We start from the raw sequence: 22132 nt of genomic DNA, 5'->3' as shown, positions 1-22132 counted from the left end.
ACCCGCTAGCGCCGCTCCAGCAGCCCCCGTACGAAGGCGGCCTGGCCGGCGTGCTGCAGGTCGTCGGCCAGGACGCTCACCAGGCGCACGCCCAGGGTGACGGGCGGGTCCCAGCGCTCGTCGACCACCCGGTCGAGCTCCGTGGCGGCGAGTCCCCGCACGAAGCGCACGCTCTGCTCGTGGACCGCGTCGAAGTAGCCCAGCAGCAGCTCGCCGGCGCCGACCGTGACCGATCCGGCCTGCCGGACGGTGTGCCCGTACCCGGTCGACCCGGCGGGCAGGCCCAGGGCGAACCGGGCGGCCCAGCCCTGGGCCTGCCACACCTGCTCCAGGTCCGCCGCGTCCGCCACGTGGTCGTCCTGGATCCGGGTCAGGTGCCAGACGAGCCAGGTGATCGAGTTCGCCGCAGGGTCGACGCGCGCGTTGAGCTGCTCCGCCGGGAGCCCCTCGACGACCTCGTGCACGATCTCCTGGATGCGTCCGAATCCGTCGGCGATGACGTCCGTAGCCTTCATGGACCCACCATGCAAGGCGGCCCGGCCCGCGCGGCGCGAGCGACACGCGCCTCAGACGGCGGCGTCGGCCTTGTCGGTCGTCTGTACCGCCGCCGGCTGGACCGCGGCGGCCGCGGTCACGGTTCCGTGCCCGCCGCGCAGACCGAACCGGCTGATCACGGCGACCAGCGCGAACGCGGCGGCGCCGATTCCGAAGGTGAGGGTGAAACCGGACTCGGCGGGCAGCGCGGGGACGCCCGGCGGCAGGTGCTCCAGGGTCTTGGACGCCAGGATCGTGGTCACGATGGCGCTGCCGATCGCGCTGCCCGTGGAGCGGGAGATCGAGTTGATGCCGTTGGCGATGCCGCTCTGGTGGTGCGGGACGCTCGCCATGATCACGGCCGGCATGGCGGCGTAGCCGAAGCTGACGGCCGCACCGACGACCAGCCCGGCGCCGATCACCGAGGCGCTGTGCCGGTGGTCCAGGGCGAGCCAGGCGAACCCGACGGCGCCGAGCACGGCGGCCAGGCCCAGGGCCGCACGCGGCCCGCGGCGGCGGACGAGCCGGCCGCCGACGGGCGAGGCCAGCAGCGAGACGACGGCTCCGGGCAGCAGGAACTGCACGGAGGCGCGCAGGATGGACGCGTCGAAGCCGTAGCCCGTCAGGGCCTCGGGCATCTGGACGAGGTAGGAGACGCCCAGGAAGTTCGCGAACATGCCGAAGCCGACGAGGATGCCGGCCAGGTTGGCCATGAGCACCGGGCGGTGGACGAACATCCGCATGTCGACGAGCGGCTCGCGGACCTTGCGCTCGACCAGGACCCAGACGGCGGTCATGACGGCAGCGCCGGCGAAGCTGCCCAGCGTACGGGCGGAGGCCCAGCCCCACTCGTGGCCCTGGGAGATCGGCAGCAGGAGCAGCAGCAGGGCGATGCCGAGGGTCAGGGCGCCCAGGAAGTCGGTGCGGCCGCCGGTCTTGTGGCGGGTCGCGGGGACCAGGAACACCACGGCGAGCAGGGCGAGGGCCGCGAAGCCGGTCGCCATCCAGAAGGCGCTGCGGTAGTCGGCGTCCGAGCCCGAGGTCAGCAGGCCGGTGGCGACGAGCGCGAGGCCGCTGCCGAACGCCAGCGTGCCGCTGACCAGCGCCATCGCGCCGGGCAGCTTCTGCGGCCGGACCTCCTCGCGCAGGACCGAGAGGGCCAGCGGGAAGATCGCGGTGGCGGCGCCCTGGAGGACCCGGCCCAGGATCAGCAGGGGCAGGGAGGTGGCCAGCGCGGCGATGACGGAGCCGGCGACCATGACACCGAGCACGGCCACCAGGGTCGGCTTCTTGCCGTGCTGGTCGCCGAACCGGCCCAGCAGCGGGGTGAAGACGGCCGCCGAGAGCAGGGTGGCGGTGGTCACCCAGCTCACGCTCGCGGTGGAGGTGCCGAGGTCGTTGCGGATGAGGCCGAGGATCGGGACCGGCAGGGTCTGCATCATCGACACGACCATCGCGGCGAGGCTCAGGGCGAGGACGACGACCGTCTCGTTCCGTCGCCCGGTGGCCGCCGTGGCGGCGGGGGAGGGGGTGCTCATGGCTGGCTGGACCTTCTTCGGGCGTCAGAGCTTCAGGACGCAGATGTTTGACGTCATCAAGTAACTCCGTCGACCGTAGACGGGGATAGTTAAGGTGGTCAAGTAAACAATTGATAATGTCAACCATTCTGGGTAGGCTCGAGTCATGTCCGGTAAGAGCGGCACCGCCCCGCACACAGCACCCGCCAAGCTCCAGCTGCTGGAGCTGCTCGCCGCCATCGGCACGGCCCAGTGGCGCGACTTCGCGGCGGCCGCCGCCCATCACGGCCTCACCTCCACCCAGGCGAGGGTCCTCGCCCAGCTCGACGGCCCCGTGCCGATGCGCGGGCTCGCCAAACTGCTGGTCTGCGACGCCTCGAACGTGACCGGCATCGTCGACCGCCTCGAGGCCCGCGAGCTGGTGCGCCGCGAGGCGTCCCCCGCGGACCGCCGCGTCAAGAACGTCGTCGCCACGGACGCGGGCCGCGAGGTCATCCGCCGCGTACGGGAGGAGATGCAGGCGACCCGGGGCGCGCTCGACACCCTCGACGAGGCCGAGAGCGCCACGCTCTACGCCCTGTTGGAGCGGCTGCGCCCCACCATGGAGAACGACGCCTGAAGTAGCCTCGACTCCCATGAGCACCCTGCAGACGATCAACGACGTGTCCGTGCTGATGTGCGAGGCCGAGGGCGAGCCCATCGCCGGTGAACGCGAGGCCCTCGACTGCATCGGCGACGCCGGCTACCAGGGTGCCCGCTGGGCCGTCATCCCCGCCGAGCGGTTCGAGGACGCGTTCTTCCGGCTGAACACCCGCGTCGCGGGCGCCATCATCCAGAAGTTCGTCCAGTACCGGGTCGGCCTCGTCGTCCTGGGCGACATCTCCCGTCATACGGAGGCCAGTTCGGCGCTGCGCGACTTCGTCCGCGAGTGCAACCGCGGGACGCACACCTGGTTCCTCGCCGACGCGGCGGAGCTGCGCGAACGCCTCGCCGGATCGCCGGCGTGAGCGGCATGGGCGGAGCGGGCGACGTCGATGGGCTGCGCCTCCTGCGGGCGGCCGACCGTACTGCCACCGCCTGGAAGAACGGCGGGGGAGTCACCCGCGAGATCGCCGCGTGGCCCGAGGGCGCCGGAACCGGGGACTTCGCCTGGCGGGTGAGCCTCGCCGAGGTCGCCGCCGACGGACCGTTCTCGGCCTTTCCCGGCGTGGACCGCACCCTCACCCTCGCCGCAGGCGCGGGCATGGACCTCACCGTGGCGGGCGCCCACCGCCTCGTGGACGAGCGCTTCGCACCGCAGGACTTCGCCGGGGACGAGCCGACCGACTGCCGCCTCCTCGGCGGCCCCGTGGTCAACTTCAACGTGATGTACCGGCGCGGGGTGACCGGGGCGCGGACCGCCGTCGTACGGGGCGCGCTCGCGCTCGCCGTGCCGCCCGGGGAGACCCTCCTGGTGGTGGCCCTGGACGGGTCGGCGATGCTCCACCGGTCCGGTGGCGGGCCGGGCCCGGCCCCGGGCCCCGTGTCCGCCGAGGAACTGGCCCCGTACGACGCCGCGTTGCTGACGGGCGGGCCCGAACGGACCCTGCGTACGGCCGGGCGCGCGGCCGTGGTCCGCTTCGGTCCGCCTCCGGCGGTCGGCGCCGTCACCGCCGGATAGCGGCCCTGGCCGCCTCCCGCACCCGCATCCGCACCCGGGCCTGAGCCCGCATTCCGGGGCGAGGGCGGGCTGCGGCAGGACGCCCCAGCAGCACCCCGGTCAGCGCCAGCGCCAGCCCGCACAGCTGCCGGGCGCTGAGCGTCTCGCCCGCGATCGCCGTGCCCAGCAGGACTCCCGTCACCGGATTGAGCAGGCCGAGCAGGCCGACCGTACCGGCGGGCAGGTGCCGCAGGCCCGCGAACCAGGCGGCGAAGGCGAGCGCCGTCGCCACCACGGTGACGTAGCCGAAGCCCAGCAGGGCCGGGCCGTCGAGCGCGGGCGGAGCGCCCTCCGCCGCCACCGCGAGCGGCAGCAGCACCAGACCGCCGCCCAGCAACTGCCAGGAAGTGGAGGCGAGGACTTCGGCTCCGCCGCTCCACCGCTTGGCGAGGACGTAGCCGAGCGAGGAGACGGCCATGGCGGCGATCGAAGCGAGCACCCCGAGGGCGTCGAGCGACGCGCTCGCGGTGAACAGCATGAGGCACACGCCCGCCACCCCGAGGCCCGCGCCCGCCAGGTGCCGCGGCCCCGGCCGCTCGGCGATCACCGCCCAGGCGATGAGCATCATGACCAGCGGAGCGGTCGCCATGACCGTCGAGGCCACGCTCGTCGGGAGCCGCTGCGCGGCGAGGTACACCAGCGCGAAGAAGCCGCCCATGTTGAGCACGCCGAGGAGCAGCGACTTCCACCACCAGGACCCGCTCGGCAGCTTCCGGCACACGGCCAGGAGCAGCAGCCCCGCCGGCAGCGCGCGGATCACCCCTCCGTACAGCGGATGCCCGGCGGGCAGGAACTCGCGCGTGACGAAGTAGTTCGTCCCCCATGCCACCGGCGCGATGGCCGTGACCAGAGACCACCGCATATTGGCTTCCATGGAAGGTATTATAGCTTCCATGGAAGCCAAGGACCACGTCGCTCGTATCCAGGACGAATGGGCTCGTGAACGGCCCGACGTCGACGTCAGCCCCCAGGCGGTGATCGGCCGCCTCCACCGCCTCGGCCTGCTCCTGACGCAGCGGCTCTGCCTCGTCTACGCCCGGTACGGGCTCAGCGAGGGGGAGTTCGACGTACTCGCCGCGCTGCGGCGGGCGGGCGAGCCCTTCGAGCGGGCGCCCGGCGAGCTCGCCGGGCACACGATGGTGACGACCGGCGCGATGACCAAGCGGATCGACCGGCTGGAACGGGCCGGCCTGGTCGCCCGGCGCCGCTCGGCCACCGACGGCCGGGGCCGGGTGGTCGCCCTCACCCCGGCGGGCCGGGAGCTGATCGACCGGGCCTTCACCGAGCACATGCGCAACGAGCGGAGCCTCCTGGAGGGCCTGACCCCCGGGGAGACCGCGCAACTGGAGGGGCTGCTCACCGCCTGGCTGGCCAAGATCGAGCCGCCGACCGGGACATGACGCTCAGCGCAGGCCCAGCTTCACCCACTTCGCCGTGCTGGGCACGCCCTTCGCGTTGAGCAGGAACAGCATGTAGTACCCGGGTGGCGCGTCGGCGGCGGTCGGCGGGGTGCGGAGCCCGACGGCGTTGCCCCGTACGCCGGTGAGCCGGAGCTCCAGGTGGCGCTGGCTGGTGTTCACGGAGTGGGTCACGGTCGTCGGCGCCAGCAGGACGGCGCGCGCCACGTCCTTCGGCGTCGACGTCGCGACCTCGAAGGCCGCGTCGTGGGCGAGCTCGCCCGCCGGGACCCGGTCGAGGGACGGCCGGGGGCCGCGGTGCAGGTAGGCGGGCTCGTAGAGCTCGATGCTGCCGTCCATCCCGTCCTTCATGTCGGGATCGTTGGCGATCTGCTGGAGCTCGTCCCCGGTGACCATCACGCGGCCGTCGGGCATGACCAGGGCGTTGGAATGGTAGCCCCGGGGCAGCCGTTGGGCCGGACCGAGCCGCCAGCGGCCGCGGGCGTCGCGCAGCTCGATCTGCCGGTACTTCGGATCGGCCTGCGGGTTGAAGGGCCCGTTGCCGTAATCCCGGGTGTCCAGCGCCCCGTTGACGGTCAGCAGCGTGCCGTCCGGCAGGATCAGGGTGTCGTCCTGCGTCCGCCCGAAGGCGCGCGGCTCCTCGATGGTCCACCGGCCGCCGGACAGCCGGTAGGTGAGCGGGTCGCGCGGGTCGCCGCCGAGCACCAGGACGGAGTCCGGCCCCCGGAAGCCGGCCGGGAGCGGCACGGCGGAGCCGTACCCGCGGAAGTCGGCGGGCCGCCGCGGCAGGTCGGTACGGACCTCCTTGACCGGGTCGAACAGCCACTGCTGGTCGGCGTCGCGGCCCAGCCCGTAGATCATCCCGTCCCGCAGCGAGAAGAGGTGCGGGTAGTCGTTGCGGAACGGCGCGTCCGACCGCAGCCGCTGCGAAGCGAGGTCCAGCGGGATGTCGAACGGCCGCCGGGGCACGGGATGGCGCAGCGCCGGGAAGCGCTCGACCACCGGGGTGGGGGTGCCCGTACCGCGTTCGGACTGGCCGGACATGATGATCTGGCGGCCGTCCGCCCCGGTGACGACCGAGGGGTACCAGCGGCCCACGGCCATGTCCCGGTTCCGGTACCAGTTTTCGGTCCACGGGTCGAACACGAAGGACAGCTTGGCGCCGCTGCCGCCCTTGCCGCCGACGTTGCCGCCGAAGACCCCGACCATCCCGTTGGGCAGGTACGCGTGCCCGGCGCAGAAGAACGGCGCAGGACGGGGGGCGTACCGGCCGTCGGGCATCAGGACCACGGGCGGCGGCACCTTCTTGAAGGCCTGCGCACCGGTTCCCCTGGCCGGATCCCAGAGGTAGGCGCGGCCCGCGTTGGTCCGGCCCACCGTGTTCGTGGGCCCGGTCTCCTTGGTGGGGTCCTCCTCCGTGCGCTCGAAGGAGAACAGCAGCACCTTGCCCGTCGGCAGCTGGGCCACGTGCACGCCGAAGTCGGGAGAGGGGAAGAACTGGGTGAACCGCCCGAACTCCGCTGCCGCGAAGCGTGCGTTGGCCTTGGTCTGGGACTCCCGTAGTGCGGTCAGGCTCGCCGTGCGCTTGGTCTGCGGATAGCCGCGGGTGCCGTCGGCCGCCTCGCGCAGCCGCGCGTGCGCCCGGGCATGGTCCTCCCCGATCACCGCTGCCTCGGCCGCCTCTGCCGCCTCGGCTGCCTCGGCCCGCGGCGCGGTGCGCACGGCGGGGCCCGGCTGCGGGGGCGGCGACATCGCCGTGAGCGCCAGGGCGGAGGCGATCACCCAGGCCGACACGGCGGCGGAGCGGTGCGCGCGGGACATGGCTCTCCTCTGGATCTCCGATGGATTCGCCAGATATTAGGAGGAACCCGGTCTTTCCGGTCGATGCGACGCGACGCGGAGCCATTCGGCCCAGGGATACGGCCGGATGAATCGTTCCTGCGGTGAACCGCTGCGGCCATAGAGGTGAGACCGCGTACCCGTCGGCGCTCCGGGACCGCTGCGGGCGGTTATCCATGTGGACGTGATCAAGTCGCTCCGTACCGGATTCACCGCAGCCGCCGTGACCGCAGCTCTCGTCACGCTCAGCCCCTCGGCCGGGGCCTCCGCCTCGGCACCCTCCGCCAAGGCTCCCTACGACCAGGTGACCGTGGACGTCGCCTCCGTCAACGGATCGGGCTGCCGTCCAGGCAGCGCCGCCGTCGCCGTGGCCCCGGACAACACGGCCTTCACCGTCACCTACAGCGAGTACGTGGCCCAGGCCGGCGGCGGCGCCCCCGCCGTCGAAGGCCGCAAGAACTGCCAGCTCTCCCTCGTCGTCCACGTCCCCCAGGGCTACACCTACGCCGTGGCCCAGGTCGACTACCGGGGCTTCGGCAGCCTCCAGGAGGGGGCGATCGGCACGCAGAAGGCGAGCTACTACTTCCAGGGCATGAGCCAGACGGCCCAGCGCACCCACAAGTTCAACGGCGCGCTGGACGACAACTGGCAGGCCACCGACACCACCGGCGTGGAGGCGCTGGTCTTCGCACCCTGCGGGGAGCAGCGCAACTTCAACATCAACACCGAGCTCCGCGCCGAGGTCGGAACCTCCGACCCGTCGCAGACCAGCTTCATGGCGCTCGACTCGACCGACGGCAGCGTCAACAGCGTCTACCACTTCTCGTGGAAGCAGTGCCCGGGACGCTGACGGGCGGAAACGAGCCGGTGCCGGGGCACGCGCCGTCAGGCGGTCCCCGGCACCCGGCGTTTCACCCCGACTCCCGGCTCCCGGCTCCCGGCTCCCGGCTTCCGGCTCCCGGCTTCCGGCCCCCGGCTCCGGGCTCCCGGCCTCAGGCCGACGCGCGCCGGACCAGCTCGGTGGAGGTGATCACCGGGCCGGGCGCGGGGTGCTGTCGGGGGCCCGCGGCTCCCAGCGAGTCCAGCAGCAGCCGCGCCATCATGCGCCCCATCCCCTCGATGTCCTGACGCACCGTCGTCAGCGGCGGATCGGCGTTCTCCGCCACCGGCTCGGCGTCGTCGAACCCGATCACCGCCACATCGCCGGGCACGGTACGGCCCCGCTCCCGCAGCACCCTGAGCGCGCCCGTCGCCATCAGGTCGTTCGCCGCGAACACGGCGTCGATCCCGGCCCGGCGGTCCAGCAGTTCGGCCATCGCGCGGGCCCCGCCCGCCACCGTGAAGTCCCCCTCGGCGACCAGCGCGGGATCCGCCTGCGGCAGTTCGTCCCGGTAGCCGCTCAGCCGGTCGGCCGCGGAGGTCTGGTCGAGCGGGCCGGCGATGTGGGCGATCCGCTCACGTCCCCGCGCCAGCAGGTACCGTACGGCCGCGCGGGCGCCTCCGCGGTTGTCCGCGTCCACGTACGCCACCTCGCCGTCGGCCTCGCCGTTCCCCGCCCCTGCTGTCCAGCCCGGCCGGCCGCCGTACACCGTGGGCATGCCGATGCGCCGGGTGATCGAGGGCAGCGGATCGTCGGTGTGCAGGGAGAAGGCGAGCGCCCCGTCGACGTGGCCGCCCGCCAGATAGCGCTCGATCCGGTCGTAGTCCCGCCGGTCCTCCACCAGCAGGAGCACCAACTGCGTGTCGTGCGCCGTCAGTTCCTTGCTGATCCCGCGCACCTGCCGGGAGAAGAAGGGGTCGGAGAATATCCGGACCTCCGGCTCGGCGATGATCACCGCGACGGCGCCGGTGCGCCGGGTCACCAGGGCCCGGGCGGCCGGGTTGGGCACGTACCCCAGATCGCGGATGGCCTCGCGCACCTTCTCCACCAGGTGGGTGCGGACGCCGTCGCCGCCGTTGACGACGCGGGACGCGGTGGCCCGGGACACCCCGGCGCGTGCCGCGACCGCCTCCAGGGTGGGGCGGTCCCCGGGACGCTGTTCCGGCACGGGCGCTCCTCCTGGTGTCCGCGGGCACGGGCCCTCGGGGCAGCAGGGTAACCCGTACCGCCGGGAGGCCGGTGGCCTTCCCGGCGGTACGGATCGATACCGGCCGATGACCGGCGTCCGTCCGGGGCGCCTGTCAGTGGCCGAAGTCGAACCAGTTGACGTTCACGAAGTCGGCGCCCTGCCCGCTGGTGAAGGTCAGGTACACGTCATGAACGCCCGTGACCCCGCTGATGTTCGCCGGCACCGTCCGCCAGCTCTGCCAGCCGCCGGTGTTCCCCACCGAGAAGCTGCCGATCGGCGCACTGGTACGGCTGTCCAGCCGGACCTCGACGAGTCCGCTGACCCCGCCGGCCGCACCCGAGGCGACCCGGCCGTGGAACTGCCGCGCCGCCGTGGAGCCGAAGTCGACGCCCCGGTACACGGCCCAGTCGCCGTTGGCGATGGCGCCGAGGTTCTGCCCGCCGCCGGTGTCGGTGGTGGTCTCCTTGATCAGCCCGGTCTGGCCGTCGTACGACTCGGCCTGGATGGCGGCGTACGCGTCACGGCTGCCCGCCGGCGGGGTCGTCGGCGGGGTCGTCGGCGGGGGAGTGGTGGGCGGCGGCGTCGTGGGCGTGCCGGCCGCCGACTGCAGGACGGACACGTAGTCGACGACCATGGGGTGGCCGGGCACGGTACCCGCGTCGGGCCCGCCGCCGAAGGCGTCCGGGAACCCGCCGCCCATGGCGACGTTGAGGATGATGAAGTAGCCGTGGTTGGTGGCGCTGGTCCACGTGGCCGCGTCCACCTGGTCCGCGCGCACGGTGTGAAAGAGGAGCCCGTCCACGGAGAAGCGCATCTCCTCGACGGCCTTGGACCTGTCCCACTCCACGGCGTACGTGTGGAACCCGCCCTGGCAGCTGGTGCCCGGGCAGACCCGCTGGCCGCCGATGCCGGACGTCTCGTTGCAGGGGCCGCCCGGGCTCGTGCCGCAGTGCAGGGTCGCCCAGACGGTGTTGAGGCCCTGGACGTTCTCCATGATGTCGATCTCGCCGATCCCCGGCCAGTTCCACCAGTTGCCCCGGTACGGAGCCCCGAGCATCCAGAACGCCGGCCAGTAGCCCTTGGCCGCCGGGCCCGTGACGTCCGGCATCTGGATGCGGGCCTCGGTGCGCAGGGTGCCGCCCGCCGGGGGCTGAAAGTCCGAACGCCGGGTCTCCACCCGCCCGGAGGTCCAGTTGCCGGCCGCGTCCCGACGCGGGGTGATGCGCAGGTTGCCCGCCCCGTCGAGGGAGACGTTGGCGGGATCGGCGGTCATCGTCTCTATCTCGCCGGTGCCGAATCTCGCCGGCCCGCCGGGATAGCTCGTACCGGTCGTGTACTGCCAGTCGGCGGTGTTCAGGCCGGATCCGGCGGGCCCGTTGAAGTCATCCAGGAAGACCCGGGACCAGCCGGCCGGGGTGGGGGGCGCCGTGGCGCCGGCGGGCAGGACGGCCGCCACCGAGGCGGCCGCGACCACCGCGATGGTGCTGAACGCGGCTAAGACGGCCCGGCGGACGGCCGGCCGTTTCCTGTCGGATGTCTGACGCATGGATGCCTCTCTGAAACGCCGTCGGGGAGGTGCGCCGGTCTCTTGAGAGCGCTCTCAAGACGGCGCCGCTGCACACTGTGCTCCCCGCCCCCACGGGCGTCAAGACATCGCACCGGGAACGGAACCGGCGGGCCGCGCCGACGGGAACACACCCGTACGGCCCAACCCGCCGCGCCCCTCAGCCGGGAGGGCCGAGGACCTCGCGCGCACCGGGGAGGTCATGGACGGCGGCCGCCGTCCCGGTCAGCGGCAACAGCCCGGAAAGCGGGCACAGCACCGGCATCTCGTGGTCGACCTCCCACTCGCCGACGGCCGCGGCCCGGCTCTTGCGGCCGCCGCCGGCGTCGGTGGTGCACACGGCGTACAGCCGTCCGGCGCAGCCCCGGCAGAGCAGGGCGTCGTGGCCGGTCACGGCCGGACCGCCGACTGCGCCGCGGCAGCGGATCCGCCCCGGCGGACCCGCGGGCCCAACATGCCGGGTCCGGCGCCCGCTTGTAGCGTCGGTCGCGTCAGGAGTCCTGGTGACCCGACAGGAGTCCGCCGGCCGGTGCGCAACCGCGCGGTACGCACAGTGCGCGCAGTACGCAGACGAAACGGATCACGCCCGCGAGGCGCGCCGAGCCGCCCGAGCGCAGCCCGCGCCGGAGCCGGGACGGCCCGCCTTCCACGCCGTCGCGGGGCGTGCGCACAGCACCCGTACGAGAGGCCGTGCCGATGCCGAACGACGTTCCGATATCGAGCCTGCTGCGTGTCGAGCGGGGCCTGGCCGGCCCCGAGGAGCTGGCGGCGATCGCCGTCGTGATCGCCTGCTACGCGGGCCGCACCGCCCGTGCCCGCGCCGCCGTGGTGCACGGCGGCGGGCGGGAAACCGGCCCGGAAACCGGGCCGGAAACAGGCCGACGGCGACGCACCGTCCGCCCCGACGCCGGCTGCTGGGCAGGCTGCTGGGCCTGCCGCTGAACCCCGCCCGCCGGCCGGGCGCACGGCCGGCGGACAGGGACGCGAAGCGGTCACCTCCGGTGCAGCACCGTCGTGAGGACCTCGAGCAGCGCCGTCCGGGGATCCGCGACGGCGCCCTCCGAGCGCCAGGCCACGAATCCGTCCGGGCGTACGAGCACCGCGCCGTCGGGGCCCATCCCATGGACCTCGGCCCAGTCGGCGCCCTTCTCCTGGAGCAGGTCCGCGTCCGGCCCGGAACCGATGCCGTAGGCCTCCAGCCGGACTTCCGGAAGCTCCCGGGCCACCCGTTCGGCCGCCTCCCGCCACGGCGTCCCCGCACCGCTGAGCAGCACGAACGAGCGCTCGTACAGGTCCAGGGAGGAGATCCGCTCACCGGCCCTGATCAGCCACATGTGCGGGGCGCGGGTGCCGGTGTCGCCCATCAGGCGCATCGCCTCGGGGATGATCGGGCGACCCGGATCGCCGCCGACGACCGCGCCCCGCGGGTAGCAGTAGCCCATCGCCGTGGGCAGGATCCCGCTGCCCGGCCCGCCGCCCATGGTGGGCGGCGGCGCGTACCCGGGGTGGCTGTGCTCCGCCGAACGGGCCGACGCCCGCTCGCTCGTGGCCCTGGCCACCGGCAGCCGCTCGGCCTCGTAGGTGTCCAGGAGGCCGATGCCCGCCGCGCCGTCCAGCACCGCGGCGATCTTCCAGGCCAGGTTGTGCGCGTCCTGGATGCCGGTGTTGGAGCCGAAGGCCCCCGTCGGGGACATCTCGTGGGCGGCGTCCCCGGCCAGGAACACCCGGCGGCCGGACGAGTACCGCTCCGCCACCCGTTCGGCGGCGTGCCAGGGGGCCTTGCCGCCGATCTCCACGTCCAGGTCGGGCACGCCGATGGCATTGCGGATCTGCTCCACGCACCGCTCGTCGGTGAAGTCCTCGAGCGTCTCGCCCCGGTCCGGGTGCCAGGGGGCGTGGAACACCCACTGCGTCGCGTTGTCCACGGGCAGCAGCGCCCCGTCCGCCCCCGGTCGCATCAGGTAGCAGACGATGAAGCGCAGATCGCCCAGCACGTCGACGAGCCGCTCCGAGCGGAAGGTGACGCTCACGTTGTGGAACAGCTCGCCGTTGCCCGTCTGCGGGATGGCCAGCTGCTCCCGCACCGGGCTGCGCGGCCCGTCCGCGGCGATCAGGAAGTCGGCCCGTACGGTGGTGTGCTCGCCCGTCTCGCGGTTCTTCACCAGGGCGGTCACCCCCGATTCGTCCTGGTCGAAGCTCATGAGCTCGGTGGAGAACCGGATGTCGGCCCCCTGCGCGCTGCTCTGCTCGGCCAGCACGGGCTCGATGTTGTTCTGGCTGCACAGGCACCAGCCGGTCGGGCTGAACTTGCGCAGGGCCCCGGACGGGTCGACGGACTTGATCAGCCAGTTGTGGTCGCCGCTGGTCAGCGAGCGGGCTTGCAGAATGCCCTGGACCCCCTCCAGCGCGGACGCCGCCCGGCGGATCGCGTGCTCCGCCCCTGCGGTGCGGAAGAGCTCCATGGTCCGGGCGTTGATGCCACGGCCCCGCGGGTGCGGGGAGGTACCGGAGTGCTTCTCGACCAGCAGGTGCCTCACTCCGTGGCGGCTCAGGAAAAGCGAGGTGGACAGGCCCACGAGGGAGCCGCCCACGACGAGAACCGGTACGCGAACATCGGCGTTGTCTTCCATCAGCTGCGGGCTCCTGTTTTCTGTGTGGGGGAGTGGACTCTTTATGCCCCCGATCGTCGATTAGGCCCGGTTGATTCGCCGGTTGTCACCCGCTTGATCCGGACATGTAGCGGTACGTCGCCACCCGGATGACGATGAGCGACAGCGGCTCCCCCTGAGATGCGCCGGCCCGCCGTCCCGACCGAGACGGCCGCCGGCCCGGGCGGACGCCACCGGTGACGGACGAGGGGTCCGTACGCGATGGATCTCCACCCCCTCATGAAGGAGTGAGTAGATGACAACCACCCTGTCCGAACGGGTGTCGCAGTCAGCCTTCGACGGCTCCATGCTCCGGGTCGTCCTGCTGATGGACCTCCACGAGGGGGCCCAACAGCGGTTCTTCGAGGCGTACGAACAGCTCCGCCACGACATCGCGTCGATCCCGGGCCACATCAGCGATCAGCTGTGCCAGTCCTTCGAGAACCCTTCCCAGTGGCTGATCACCAGCGAGTGGGAGAGCGCGCCGCAGTACCTCGCATGGGTCAACAGCGAGCACCACGCAGAACAGGTCAAGCCGCTCGGCGCCTGCGCCCGCGTCATGCGCCCGCTGAAGTTCACCGTCCTGCGCGAGACCGGCCGGAGCTACGACCAGGCCTCCCGGCCCGCCGGCGTCCGCCTCCAGCCCGCCCCCCGCCTCGGCGCCGGCATCGTCCGCCACGCCCTCACCTTCACTGTCAAACCGGGCAGCGAGGAGCAGGTCGCGTCCATCCTCTCCAGTTACGCCTCCCCGGCCGCCCGCGTCGACGACCACACACGGCTCTGCCGGACCTCCCTCTTCATGCACGGCAACCGGGTGGTACGGACCGTGGAGGTCCAGGGCGACCTGATGGCAGCCCTGCGGCACGTCTCCGAGCAGCCCGAGGTACGGGCCGTCGAAGAGGCCATCAACCCCTACCTGGAGCAGGACCGGAACCTGAACGACCCCGAGTCCGCCCGCATGTTCTTCATGCGGGCGGCGCTCCCCGCCGTCCACCACATCGCGGCCGGGGAACCGGACACCGAGGACGTCACGCGCCACGCGCTGTACTACCCGGCCAAGCCCGGCTGCGGCCAGGCACTGGCCCGCTTCCTCGCCCGCCAGGACGAGGCGGCCGCGCACCGCCCGGAGAGCCCCGTACGGAGCAGCAGCATCTTCCAGCGCGACGACATCGTCGTCCGCCTCGTCGACGTGCGCGGCCCGCTCGACGCCGAGCCCGACAGCATCCTGGGGGTGCGCGGCCCGCGCAAGGCGGCCGTGCTGGACCGGCTGACGGCCACGGCCGGCGAGCGGACCACCGCCGCCCGCCACACGATGAACCTGATCACCGACCGCCGGGCACCCGCGCAGTCCTGACCCCGGTCCCCACCCCCAAGCCCGTCCAGGCTCCACACGCCAGGAGGAACCCGCCATGACCAGACAGCGCCCACGCATCGTCGACCTCAGCGAGACGCCGCCCAACCGCCGGCGCGGTGGCGACCTGAGGGCCGTGCTCACCCCGACCTCGGTGGGTTCCACCAGCGGCTTCATGGGCCTGGCTGTCATGGCCCCCGGGGAGTCCATCGCCGAGCACTACCACCCGTACTCCGAGGAGTTCGTGTACGTGGTCGCCGGCCGGCTGGAGGTCGACCTCGATGGCGAGGCCCACCCGCTGCGCACCGATCAGGGCCTGCTGGTCCCGCTCAACGTGCGCCACCGGTTCCGCAACGTCGGCGACACCGAGGCCCGCATGGTCTTCCACCTGGGACCGCTCGCCCCGCGCCCCGAACTGGGCCACGTGGACACCGAAGAGGCCCCGCACCCGGAGGGCACGGCCTGGGAGCAGCCCCCGGACCGCACGGGAGCGGTCTCGTGACCGGCCGCCGGGTGGCGGTCACCGGGGTCGGCGTCGTCGCTCCCGGCGGGATCGGCGTCTCGGCCTTCTGGGACCTGCTCGCCAACGGGCGCACGGCGACCCGCGGCATCACCCTCTTCGACCCGGCCGGGTTCCGCTCCCGGATAGCCGCCGAGGTCGACTTCGACCCCGCCGCGCACGGCCTCGGCGAGGGCGAGGCGGCCCGGGCGGACCGGTACATCCAGTTCGCGCTCGTCGCCGCCCGCGAGGCCCTGCTCGACGCGGGGCTCGACCTCCGCTCCGACGAGGCCTGGCGCACCGGCGTCTCCCTGGGCACCGCCGTCGGCGGGACCACCCGACTGGAGCACGACTACGTCGCCGTGAGCCAGTCGGGCGCCTGGTGGGACGTGGACCACAAGTTCGCCGGGCCCCATCTGCACCGGGCGTTCACGCCCGCCACCCTCGCCTCGGCCGTCGCCGAGCAGACGGGTGCGCGCGGACCGGTGCAGACGGTGTCCACCGGCTGCACCTCCGGACTCGACGCCATCGGGTACGCCGTGCACTCCATTGCCGAGGGCCGGATGGACGTGTGCATCGCCGGGGCCTCCGACTCACCCATATCGCCGATCACCGTGGCCTGTTTCGACGCCATCAAGGCGACCTCGCCGAACAACGACGACCCGGCCCACGCCTCCCGGCCGTTCGACGCCGACCGCGACGGGTTCGTCCTCGGCGAGGGCGGCGCCGTCCTCGTACTCGAAGAGCTGGAACACGCCCGCGCCCGCGGTGCGACCGTCTACTGCGAGATCGGGGGCTACGCCACCTTCGGCAACGCCCACCACATGACCGGGCTGACCGCCGAGGGCCTGGAGATGGCACGCGCCATCCAGACGGCCCTCGACCAGGCCGGGATCGACGCGCGGGACATCGACTACGTCAACGCGCACGGATCCGGCACCAAGCAGAACGACCGCCACGAGACGGCGGCCGTCAAGCGGGTCCTGGGCGAGCACGCCTACAAGACGCCGATGACCTCCATCAAGTCCATGGTCGGCCACTCCCTCGGCGCCATCGGAGCGATCGAACTGGCGGCCTGCGTGCTCGCCATGACCCACCAGGTGGTACCGCCCACGGCGAACTACGAGACGCCCGACCCCGAGTGCGACCTGGACTACGTACCCCGCACCGCGCGCGGCTGCACGCTGCGCAGCGTGCTCTCGGTCGGCAGCGGCTTCGGCGGATTCCAGTCCGCCGTGGTCATGACCCGGCCCAAGGAGGAGGTGTCGTGACCCGCCGTACGGTCATCACGGGCATCGGGGTCGTCGCGCCGAACGGCATCGGCGCCGACGACTTCTGGAAGGCCACCCACTCCGGTCTCAGCGTGCTGGACCGCGTCACCCGGCCCGGCTGCGAGCACCTTCCGCTGCGCGTCGCGGGCGAGGTGCGGGGCTTCGACCCCGGCGCGATGGTCGAGGAGCGCTTCCTCGTCCAGACGGACCGCTTCACCCACCACGCCCTCGCCGCGGCGGACCTCGCCCTGGCGGACGCCCGGCTCGGCCGGGCCGACTACGAGGCCGACCCCTTCTCGGTCGGGGTGGTGACGGCCGCGGGGTCCGGCGGTGGCGAGTTCGGGCAGCGCGAGCTGCAGAGGCTCTGGGACCAGGGCCCCCGCTACGTCGGCCCGTACCAGTCGATCGCCTGGTTCTACGCCGCGAGCACCGGCCAGATCTCCATCCGGCGCGGGCTCAAGGGACCGTGCGGGGTCGTGGCCAGCGACGAGGCGGGCGGGCTCGACGCCTTCGCGCACGCCGCACGCGCCATCCGCCAGGGCAGCCGGGCCATGCTCGTGGGGGCGACGGAGGCGCCCCTCGCGCCGTACTCCATCGTCTGCCAGCTGGAGTACGAGGGCCTGAGCACGCACGAGGACCCCGAGCGCGCCTACCGGCCCTTCACCGCCAAGGCCTGCGGATACGCCCCCGCGGAGGGCGGCGCGATGTTCCTCGTCGAGGACGAGGACGCGGCCCTCGGCCGGGGCGCCACGGTCCGCGCCGTGCTGGCCGGCCACGCCGCCACCTTCAGCGGGACCCAGCGGCCGGACGAGGCCGGCGAAGGGCTGGCCCACGCGATCCGGGGTGCGCTGCGCGAAGCCGGCTGCGCCCCGGAGGAGATCGACGTGGTCTTCGCCGACGCGCTCGGCACGCCGCGGGCCGACGCGGCCGAGGCGGCCGCGATCGCGAGCGCCCTCGGCGCCCACGGGCGCGAGGTACCGGTCACGGCGCCGAAGACCGGTACGGGCAGGGCGTACTGCGCGGCGCCCGCCCTCGACACCGCCGCCGCGGTGCTGGCACTGGAGCACGGCATCGTCCCGCCGACCCCGAACGTCTACGACGTGTGCCACGACCTCGACGTGGTCACGGGCAGTGCCCGCTCCACGGACCTGCGCACCGCGCTCGTGCTGAGCCGCGGCCGGATGGGCTCGAACTCCGCGCTCGTCCTGCGCAAAGGCCCCGTGGCGGCCTCGTAGTTCACCCCCCCCAGGGTGCGCGTTCGGCAGGAGCCGCGCAGCCCCCGTAGGAAGAGAGAAGCCACCATGTCCGACCGACTGACCCTGGAGGAGCTGGCGGCCCTGATGAAGACCGCCGGCATCACCGTCGACCCCGCCGAGCTGGCGAGCCGTCCCGACACCGCCTTCGACGAATACGGCCTGGACTCGCTCGGCCTGCTCGGCATCGTCGGCGAGCTGGAGAACCGGCGCGGACGGGCGCTGCCCACCGACGCCGACCGCTGCAAGACCCCCGGCGAGTTCCTCGACCTCGTCAACAACAGCCTGATGACAGGAGCCTGACATGCCAGGACACACCGAGAACGAGATCACCGTCAACGCACCCGTGGACCTCGTGTGGGAGATGACCAACGACCTCCCCAACTGGCCCCAGCTGTTCAGCGAATACGCCTCGCTGGAGATCCTGGAGGAGAAGGGGGCCACCACGCGCTTCCGCCTGACCATGCACCCCGACGAGAACGGCAAGGTGTGGAGCTGGGTCTCGGAGCGCACCGTGGACCGCGACAGCCTCACGGTCCGGGCCCGGCGCGTGGAGACCGGCCCGTTCGCCCACATGGACATCCACTGGCAGTACTTCGCGGTGCCGGGCGGCACGCGGATGAAGTGGACCCAGGACTTCGCGATGAAGCCGGACGCGCCGGTCGACGACGCGTGGATGACCGACAACATCAACCGCAACTCCCCGATCCAGATGGCGCTCATCCGGGACAAGATCGAGCAGCGAGAACGCGAGAACCGCGCTCCCGCCGTCAGCCGTCTCTGAAACGAAGGGCGAGTACCCCCGGATGAACCAGACGCACCGCGCTCTCATCGTCGCCCGCATGGCACCGGGCTCGGCCCCCGACATCGCCGAGCTGTTCGCCGGCTCGGACGCGGGCGAACTGCCGCACCTGGTCGGCGTCACCCGCCGCAGCCTGTTCCAGTTCGGTGATGTGTACATGCACCTGATCGAGGCGGACCGGCCACCGGGCCCCGCCATCGCCCAGGTCACCGACCACCCGGAGTTCCGGCAGCTCAGCGACCGGCTCACCGCCTACATCAGCCCGCACAACCCCGATACGTGGCGCAGTCCGAAGGACGCGATGGCCCACGAGTTCTACCGCTGGGAGAACCCCGCCGCCACGTGACCCGAGCGGCCCGGACGGGACCCGCACACCGGTGTGTGCGGGTCCCGCCGCGTGCGGCCGCCGCATCGCGGACCGATCTTCGCCGGCCACGGGGCGTGAGCTATGTTGGAGCGTGAGTGACAGAGTCAAGGAGGCCCTTCGGTGTCATCGGGGCAGCAGGCACGGGCTCAAGCGGCTGCGATCAAGCCGAGCGGGGAGTCGTCCGACGCGCAGGAGGAATTCCTGCCCCCGGCCGACCGGCTCCTCGCGCTCTTCGACGGCCGCCGCCTCTCGCCGGGCCAGCGCCGGATCGCCCAGTACCTGATCGACCACCTCACCGAGGCCGCCTTCCTGTCGATCACCGAACTCGCCGAGCGCGTCGGCGTCAGCCAGCCCTCCGTGACCCGCTTCGCCGCCTCCCTCGGATTCAGCGGCTACCCCGCCCTGCGCGACGTGCTCCAGCCCATCGCCCTGAGCGCCGTGGCCGGCGCCCCGGACACCCGCGAGCAGATCCGCCGCAACGAGCTGCAGGCCGCCGTCGACGCCGAGATCGAGAACCTGGAGAACGTCCGCCGGCTGCTCGCCGACACCAACCAGGTGCTGGACATCGGCCGCGCGCTGGCCGCCTCGGTGCCGCTGACCGTCCTCGGACTGCGCATTTCGGTGTCCCTGGCCGAGTACTTCGCGTACGCCGCCCGGCGCATCCACCCCGACGTGCGCCTGGTGACCCGGGGCGGCAGCGTGGCCTACGACGCGCTGCTCCAGTCCAAGGCGGCCGGCGGGACGTGGGTCCTGGCCTTCGCGATGCCGCGGCACGCCAAGGAGACCCTGGCCGCCGTCCGCGCGGCCCGCAGTACGGGGCTGCGCGTGGTCCTGATCACGGATCCCACGCTCGGGCCGCTCGTGGACGAGGCGGACGTGACCCTGAAGGCGGGCACCGGCTCGCGCCTGGTGTTCGACTCGTACGCGGCCCCCGGAATGCTCTCCGCGGCCCTGCTCCAGTCGATGGCCGACGCGGACCCCGAGCGCACCCAGGCGCGCCTGGAGGATTACGAGCACGTGGCCGATCAGCACGGATTCTTCCTCTAAGAGCCGATCGGATCCGATTCGCACGCTCCTGACCGGGGGATATTCATCCCCCGAGGTGCATGAAATTTTTCATACTCTTGCCTACTCGACGGTATATATGTTTACTGACGGCGGCGCTCCGGATCCACCAGATGCCGAGGAGGAAGACCCCCTCCTGAACGGACGCGCGGTCGCGACGACCTCCTCACGCCGCGACCGCGCGTCGAGTCCAGGCCTTCGGATCCCGCAGAGCGCCCACGGCGGCCTCGGTCAACCCCTGGGCCGAGGCCGCCCACCTTGCCTCTCGATCAGAGTTCGACACCCCTCGGAAGTGACGAGAATGCCCCTGACGGCCACCATCACGCGCAGCCCGGACTGGCCCCTCCAGGTCAAGGCCCCCGGCACCCACGACTGGGAGCGCACGGCCACGCGCTGGCTGCGGGACCTGCTCCCCGCCCGCTACGGCAGCTACCTCACCCTGACCCGCCACCACGCCCTGCTGGCGCGGCACGTCCAGCTCCAGCTCCAGCACGAGATGCGGGCGGTACGGGTGGCGCTCCAGACCAGCCGGGCCGAGCTGCCCATGCTGGGCGTCGCCGAGTCGGTCATCGAGAACACGATCCGGATGTACGCCGTCGAACTCGAGCAGCTGGGGCGCCTCGCCCGCGGCGCGCGCCTGGTCTCCGACGCCCTGCTGACGGGCACCCCCGCCCAGCGCAGGCGCTGACCGGCCGGGGCTGCTGACTGGCCGGGGCTGCTGACCGGCCGGGGGCCACTGCGCGGGCTGCCGCTACTGCGCGGGCTGCCAGGAGCGCAGGCGCGCGGCCACGTCGAAGACGGTCGCGCGGAGCAGGCGGATGTCGGTGATGAGGTCGCGCCACTGCTCGTACGGGGCGTCCACCGCCTTGCCGGACGCCTCGATGTAGGCGACGGCGACCCCGTAGCCGAAGAACTCGTTGGCCTCGGGGAGCGGGCGGAGCAGGACGATCGCCTCCAGCAGGGCGGCCGCGCGCCAGTACGCGTCGGGGTCGTCCACGTCCAGGCTGGGCGTGTTCACCCGGTGCCGGGCGACGGCGGCGACCAGCGCGGAGTGGTCGGCCACCGCCACGTCCTTGAACAGTGACTCCTGCCGCTCCAGCAACCAGCGGTGATCGATGTGCAGTTCCACGCGTCCGAGTATCCCCGTCCGGGGGACGGCCGGGGGGCTGTTCGCCCAGCACGCCGCCTGCCGCCCGGCTTTGGGGAGCGGGCGGCGGGTGGTGACGGTCCGGTGACTTCCCGATCTCTCTCCGGCACAGGTGTTCCGTAGCGGAGGCTTTGACTCCTACGGTCTGTGCAGCACAGTTCCGGATCAGGAGGCAGCGTGGAGCGCGAGATCGGCATCGACCAGCTGGTGGCGGCGATGAAGGCGGTCGACGGGGCGGCCGGCCTCTTCGAGGAGTCGCTCGCCGTGTACGAGGCACGCGGCCTCAAGCGGACCAGCGACGATTTCAAGGTGGCGGGCGGCTCCGTACAGACGCTCCAGGGCGCCGAGGAGATGGCGCTGGGGGCCCGCAGGTTCCTCACCGAACTCGCCGTGCTCGCCGGTCTCACGGCGGCGGGCCTCGAAGACCGGCTGGCCGTACGTTCGGACACGGTCCGGGCGGGCTTCAGGGGTGTCCGCGGCGGCGGCTCCCGGATGGCCCGCCCCTTGCTGGACCCGACCGTGGCGGGGCTGCGGCTGCTGCTGGACGTCGACCTCTTCGAACCGGCCTTCAAGGCGGAGATGGAAGAGGTGCTGCGGGCCGAGGCGGCGACCTACCCCGCGCCCTCGACCATCCGCATGCCGCGCGCCGCCGCGGTCCGCACCCCCTGAGCGGAGCCCCTCGGGGTGCCGTACCGGGCGCAGGGGGAGAGGCTGGAGACATGCACCACGCACCGGTCGTCGTCCACCGGGTCTTCCCGTCGGGAGGCCGGCAGGTCACGCTGCGGACCGCGGGCGGCGAGGAGTCCCTCGGAGTGGCCCGCTCGGACGAGGACGTCATCGAGTTCCTCCGGCGGGCCGGCATGCCCGACCCCGACGAGGTGGTCCTCGGCGGCTCGGAGCTGGTCGAGTGGGATTCCGACGATCCCCACGTGTACACCGCGGATCCGCCCACCGAGGACCTGCCGTAACCGGCTCGCCGGGTGCCCCTGCGTGGCGAGCAAGGCGAGGACCCGCCGGCTGTCCTCGGCGCACGGGGCGATCCGCAGCTTGGCGAAGATGCCGGCCGTGTGCTGGGCGACGGCGCTCTCG

The 22132-nt window shown here is 72.8% G+C and carries 26 protein-coding genes; 17 read left to right on the top strand and 9 right to left on the bottom strand.

What is annotated here, in order from left to right:
• Positions 1-5: 5 nt before the first annotated feature.
• A complete protein-coding gene (locus ACZ6I1_RS19785; RefSeq protein WP_469288838.1) occupies positions 6-515 on the bottom strand; it encodes a mycothiol transferase in 510 nt (169 codons plus the stop codon).
• Positions 516-566: 51 nt separating this feature from the next.
• Positions 567-2072: an MFS transporter gene (locus ACZ6I1_RS19780; protein ID WP_469288836.1), complete on the bottom strand. Its 1506-nt coding sequence runs from the start codon at positions 2070-2072 to the stop codon at positions 567-569.
• Positions 2073-2217: 145 nt separating this feature from the next.
• Here ACZ6I1_RS19780 and ACZ6I1_RS19775 point away from each other — a divergent pair, with 145 nt between their 5' ends.
• From ACZ6I1_RS19775 to ACZ6I1_RS19765, 3 genes are read left to right on the top strand one after another with little or no spacing between them, the layout of a single operon-like run.
• Positions 2218-2670 carry a MarR family winged helix-turn-helix transcriptional regulator gene (locus ACZ6I1_RS19775; RefSeq protein WP_469288834.1) on the top strand — a complete coding sequence of 151 codons (453 nt, stop codon included), beginning with the start codon at positions 2218-2220 and terminating at the stop codon, positions 2668-2670.
• A gap of 16 nt (positions 2671-2686) precedes the next feature.
• Complete coding sequence (locus tag ACZ6I1_RS19770; protein WP_469288832.1) at positions 2687-3058, top strand: DUF4180 domain-containing protein; 372 nt, start codon at positions 2687-2689, stop codon at positions 3056-3058.
• A gap of 5 nt (positions 3059-3063) precedes the next feature.
• A complete protein-coding gene (locus ACZ6I1_RS19765; protein ID WP_469288901.1) occupies positions 3064-3711 on the top strand; it encodes a HutD/Ves family protein in 648 nt (215 codons plus the stop codon).
• Here the strand turns inward: ACZ6I1_RS19765 and ACZ6I1_RS19760 are convergent.
• A complete protein-coding gene (locus ACZ6I1_RS19760; RefSeq protein WP_469288830.1) occupies positions 3698-4624 on the bottom strand; it encodes an EamA family transporter in 927 nt (308 codons plus the stop codon). The two genes, ACZ6I1_RS19765 and ACZ6I1_RS19760, sit on opposite strands and share 14 nt — an antisense overlap.
• A gap of 19 nt (positions 4625-4643) precedes the next feature.
• Between ACZ6I1_RS19760 and ACZ6I1_RS19755 the strand changes: the two genes are divergently transcribed.
• Positions 4644-5150, top strand: coding sequence for a MarR family winged helix-turn-helix transcriptional regulator (locus ACZ6I1_RS19755; protein ID WP_469288828.1), 507 nt, complete (start codon positions 4644-4646; stop codon positions 5148-5150).
• Between the two features lie 3 nt (positions 5151-5153).
• Here the strand turns inward: ACZ6I1_RS19755 and ACZ6I1_RS19750 are convergent, their stop codons facing one another.
• The gene (locus ACZ6I1_RS19750) at positions 5154-6989 is read right to left on the bottom strand and encodes a glyoxal oxidase (protein WP_469288826.1); all 1836 of its coding nucleotides are present in this window, start codon (positions 6987-6989) and stop codon (positions 5154-5156) included.
• Between the two features lie 202 nt (positions 6990-7191).
• Between ACZ6I1_RS19750 and ACZ6I1_RS19745 the strand changes: the two genes are divergently transcribed.
• Complete coding sequence (locus tag ACZ6I1_RS19745) at positions 7192-7857, top strand: DUF4360 domain-containing protein (RefSeq protein ID WP_469288825.1); 666 nt, start codon at positions 7192-7194, stop codon at positions 7855-7857.
• 142 nt (positions 7858-7999) lie between these two features.
• On the opposite strand, the gene ACZ6I1_RS19740 is transcribed toward ACZ6I1_RS19745, so the two are convergent.
• The 3 genes from ACZ6I1_RS19740 to ACZ6I1_RS19730 form a co-directional block, all read right to left on the bottom strand.
• Positions 8000-9055 carry a LacI family DNA-binding transcriptional regulator gene (locus tag ACZ6I1_RS19740; RefSeq protein ID WP_469288823.1) on the bottom strand — a complete coding sequence of 352 codons (1056 nt, stop codon included), beginning with the start codon at positions 9053-9055 and terminating at the stop codon, positions 8000-8002.
• 133 nt (positions 9056-9188) lie between these two features.
• Positions 9189-10622: a glycoside hydrolase family 16 protein gene (locus tag ACZ6I1_RS19735; RefSeq protein WP_469288821.1), complete on the bottom strand. Its 1434-nt coding sequence runs from the start codon at positions 10620-10622 to the stop codon at positions 9189-9191.
• Between the two features lie 178 nt (positions 10623-10800).
• Positions 10801-11034 (bottom strand): hypothetical protein, encoded by a 234-nt coding sequence (locus tag ACZ6I1_RS19730; protein WP_469288819.1) that lies wholly within the window; start codon positions 11032-11034, stop codon positions 10801-10803.
• A 302-nt stretch (positions 11035-11336) separates the two neighbouring features.
• Between ACZ6I1_RS19730 and ACZ6I1_RS19725 the strand changes: the two genes are divergently transcribed.
• On the top strand, positions 11337-11582 hold the full coding sequence (locus ACZ6I1_RS19725) for an acyl-CoA carboxylase epsilon subunit (protein WP_469288817.1): 246 nt from the start codon (positions 11337-11339) through the stop codon (positions 11580-11582).
• A gap of 50 nt (positions 11583-11632) precedes the next feature.
• Here ACZ6I1_RS19725 and ACZ6I1_RS19720 read toward each other — a convergent pair whose 3' ends face one another.
• Positions 11633-13270, bottom strand: a complete 1638-nt coding sequence (locus ACZ6I1_RS19720; RefSeq protein WP_469288815.1) for an FAD-dependent oxidoreductase — start codon at positions 13268-13270, stop codon at positions 11633-11635.
• A gap of 274 nt (positions 13271-13544) precedes the next feature.
• On the opposite strand from ACZ6I1_RS19720, the gene ACZ6I1_RS19715 reads away from it, so the two are divergent.
• The 9 genes from ACZ6I1_RS19715 to ACZ6I1_RS19675 all read left to right on the top strand — a co-directional run bounded on the left by ACZ6I1_RS19715 (position 13545) and on the right by ACZ6I1_RS19675 (position 20584).
• Entirely contained in the window at positions 13545-14642 is a 1098-nt protein-coding gene (locus tag ACZ6I1_RS19715) for a SchA/CurD-like domain-containing protein (protein ID WP_469288813.1), read from the top strand.
• Between the two features lie 55 nt (positions 14643-14697).
• Complete coding sequence (locus ACZ6I1_RS19710; protein ID WP_362595774.1) at positions 14698-15141, top strand: cupin domain-containing protein; 444 nt, start codon at positions 14698-14700, stop codon at positions 15139-15141.
• Positions 15138-16409, top strand: a complete 1272-nt coding sequence (locus ACZ6I1_RS19705) for a beta-ketoacyl-[acyl-carrier-protein] synthase family protein (protein WP_469288810.1) — start codon at positions 15138-15140, stop codon at positions 16407-16409. The genes ACZ6I1_RS19710 and ACZ6I1_RS19705 overlap by 4 nt, the downstream gene beginning before the upstream one ends.
• Positions 16406-17644: a beta-ketoacyl synthase N-terminal-like domain-containing protein gene (locus ACZ6I1_RS19700; protein WP_469288809.1), complete on the top strand. Its 1239-nt coding sequence runs from the start codon at positions 16406-16408 to the stop codon at positions 17642-17644. Before ACZ6I1_RS19705 ends, ACZ6I1_RS19700 begins: the two co-directional genes overlap by 4 nt.
• Positions 17645-17710: 66 nt before the next feature.
• A complete protein-coding gene (locus ACZ6I1_RS19695; protein WP_469288807.1) occupies positions 17711-17965 on the top strand; it encodes an acyl carrier protein in 255 nt (84 codons plus the stop codon).
• 1 nt (position 17966) lies between these two features.
• Positions 17967-18446: an SRPBCC family protein gene (locus ACZ6I1_RS19690; RefSeq protein WP_469288805.1), complete on the top strand. Its 480-nt coding sequence runs from the start codon at positions 17967-17969 to the stop codon at positions 18444-18446.
• 22 nt (positions 18447-18468) lie between these two features.
• Positions 18469-18810, top strand: a complete 342-nt coding sequence (locus ACZ6I1_RS19685; RefSeq protein ID WP_469288803.1) for a TcmI family type II polyketide cyclase — start codon at positions 18469-18471, stop codon at positions 18808-18810.
• Between the two features lie 141 nt (positions 18811-18951).
• A complete protein-coding gene (locus ACZ6I1_RS19680; protein WP_469288801.1) occupies positions 18952-19878 on the top strand; it encodes a MurR/RpiR family transcriptional regulator in 927 nt (308 codons plus the stop codon).
• A 319-nt stretch (positions 19879-20197) separates the two neighbouring features.
• Positions 20198-20584: a hypothetical protein gene (locus tag ACZ6I1_RS19675; protein WP_469288899.1), complete on the top strand. Its 387-nt coding sequence runs from the start codon at positions 20198-20200 to the stop codon at positions 20582-20584.
• Between the two features lie 63 nt (positions 20585-20647).
• On the opposite strand, the gene ACZ6I1_RS19670 is transcribed toward ACZ6I1_RS19675, so the two are convergent.
• On the bottom strand, positions 20648-21025 hold the full coding sequence (locus ACZ6I1_RS19670; RefSeq protein ID WP_469288799.1) for a toxin Doc: 378 nt from the start codon (positions 21023-21025) through the stop codon (positions 20648-20650).
• Positions 21026-21220: 195 nt separating this feature from the next.
• Here ACZ6I1_RS19670 and ACZ6I1_RS19665 point away from each other — a divergent pair, with 195 nt between their 5' ends.
• Both ACZ6I1_RS19665 and ACZ6I1_RS19660 read left to right on the top strand, forming a co-directional pair.
• A complete protein-coding gene (locus tag ACZ6I1_RS19665; RefSeq protein WP_469288797.1) occupies positions 21221-21712 on the top strand; it encodes a hypothetical protein in 492 nt (163 codons plus the stop codon).
• Positions 21713-21762: 50 nt separating this feature from the next.
• Complete coding sequence (locus ACZ6I1_RS19660; RefSeq protein WP_469288795.1) at positions 21763-22011, top strand: hypothetical protein; 249 nt, start codon at positions 21763-21765, stop codon at positions 22009-22011.
• Positions 22012-22132 lie beyond the last annotated feature (121 nt).

It is taken from the genome of Streptomyces sp. NPDC046303 (assembly GCF_055588085.1).
This window is presented reverse-complemented; position numbering and strand designations above follow the sequence as displayed.

What these genes read in the sequence shown, in the direction of transcription:
- ACZ6I1_RS19690 (WP_469288805.1), top strand. Translation starts at nt 17,967, where the DNA reads ATGCCAGGACACACCGAGAACGAGATCACCGTCAACGCACCCGTGGAC.
- ACZ6I1_RS19715 (WP_469288813.1), top strand. Translation starts at nt 13,545, where the DNA reads ATGACAACCACCCTGTCCGAACGGGTGTCGCAGTCAGCCTTCGACGGC.
- ACZ6I1_RS19780 (WP_469288836.1), bottom strand. Translation starts at nt 2,072, where the DNA reads ATGAGCACCCCCTCCCCCGCCGCCACGGCGGCCACCGGGCGACGGAAC.
- ACZ6I1_RS19710 (WP_362595774.1), top strand. Translation starts at nt 14,698, where the DNA reads ATGACCAGACAGCGCCCACGCATCGTCGACCTCAGCGAGACGCCGCCC.
- ACZ6I1_RS19760 (WP_469288830.1), bottom strand. Translation starts at nt 4,624, where the DNA reads ATGGAAGCCAATATGCGGTGGTCTCTGGTCACGGCCATCGCGCCGGTG.
- ACZ6I1_RS19685 (WP_469288803.1), top strand. Translation starts at nt 18,469, where the DNA reads ATGAACCAGACGCACCGCGCTCTCATCGTCGCCCGCATGGCACCGGGC.
- ACZ6I1_RS19770 (WP_469288832.1), top strand. Translation starts at nt 2,687, where the DNA reads ATGAGCACCCTGCAGACGATCAACGACGTGTCCGTGCTGATGTGCGAG.
- ACZ6I1_RS19695 (WP_469288807.1), top strand. Translation starts at nt 17,711, where the DNA reads ATGTCCGACCGACTGACCCTGGAGGAGCTGGCGGCCCTGATGAAGACC.
- ACZ6I1_RS19735 (WP_469288821.1), bottom strand. Translation starts at nt 10,622, where the DNA reads ATGCGTCAGACATCCGACAGGAAACGGCCGGCCGTCCGCCGGGCCGTC.
- ACZ6I1_RS19660 (WP_469288795.1), top strand. Translation starts at nt 21,763, where the DNA reads ATGCACCACGCACCGGTCGTCGTCCACCGGGTCTTCCCGTCGGGAGGC.
- ACZ6I1_RS19785 (WP_469288838.1), bottom strand. Translation starts at nt 515, where the DNA reads ATGAAGGCTACGGACGTCATCGCCGACGGATTCGGACGCATCCAGGAG.
- ACZ6I1_RS19720 (WP_469288815.1), bottom strand. Translation starts at nt 13,270, where the DNA reads ATGGAAGACAACGCCGATGTTCGCGTACCGGTTCTCGTCGTGGGCGGC.
- ACZ6I1_RS19750 (WP_469288826.1), bottom strand. Translation starts at nt 6,989, where the DNA reads ATGTCCCGCGCGCACCGCTCCGCCGCCGTGTCGGCCTGGGTGATCGCC.
- ACZ6I1_RS19765 (WP_469288901.1), top strand. Translation starts at nt 3,064, where the DNA reads ATGGGCGGAGCGGGCGACGTCGATGGGCTGCGCCTCCTGCGGGCGGCC.
- ACZ6I1_RS19775 (WP_469288834.1), top strand. Translation starts at nt 2,218, where the DNA reads ATGTCCGGTAAGAGCGGCACCGCCCCGCACACAGCACCCGCCAAGCTC.
- ACZ6I1_RS19755 (WP_469288828.1), top strand. Translation starts at nt 4,644, where the DNA reads ATGGAAGCCAAGGACCACGTCGCTCGTATCCAGGACGAATGGGCTCGT.
- ACZ6I1_RS19725 (WP_469288817.1), top strand. Translation starts at nt 11,337, where the DNA reads ATGCCGAACGACGTTCCGATATCGAGCCTGCTGCGTGTCGAGCGGGGC.
- ACZ6I1_RS19675 (WP_469288899.1), top strand. Translation starts at nt 20,198, where the DNA reads ATGCCCCTGACGGCCACCATCACGCGCAGCCCGGACTGGCCCCTCCAG.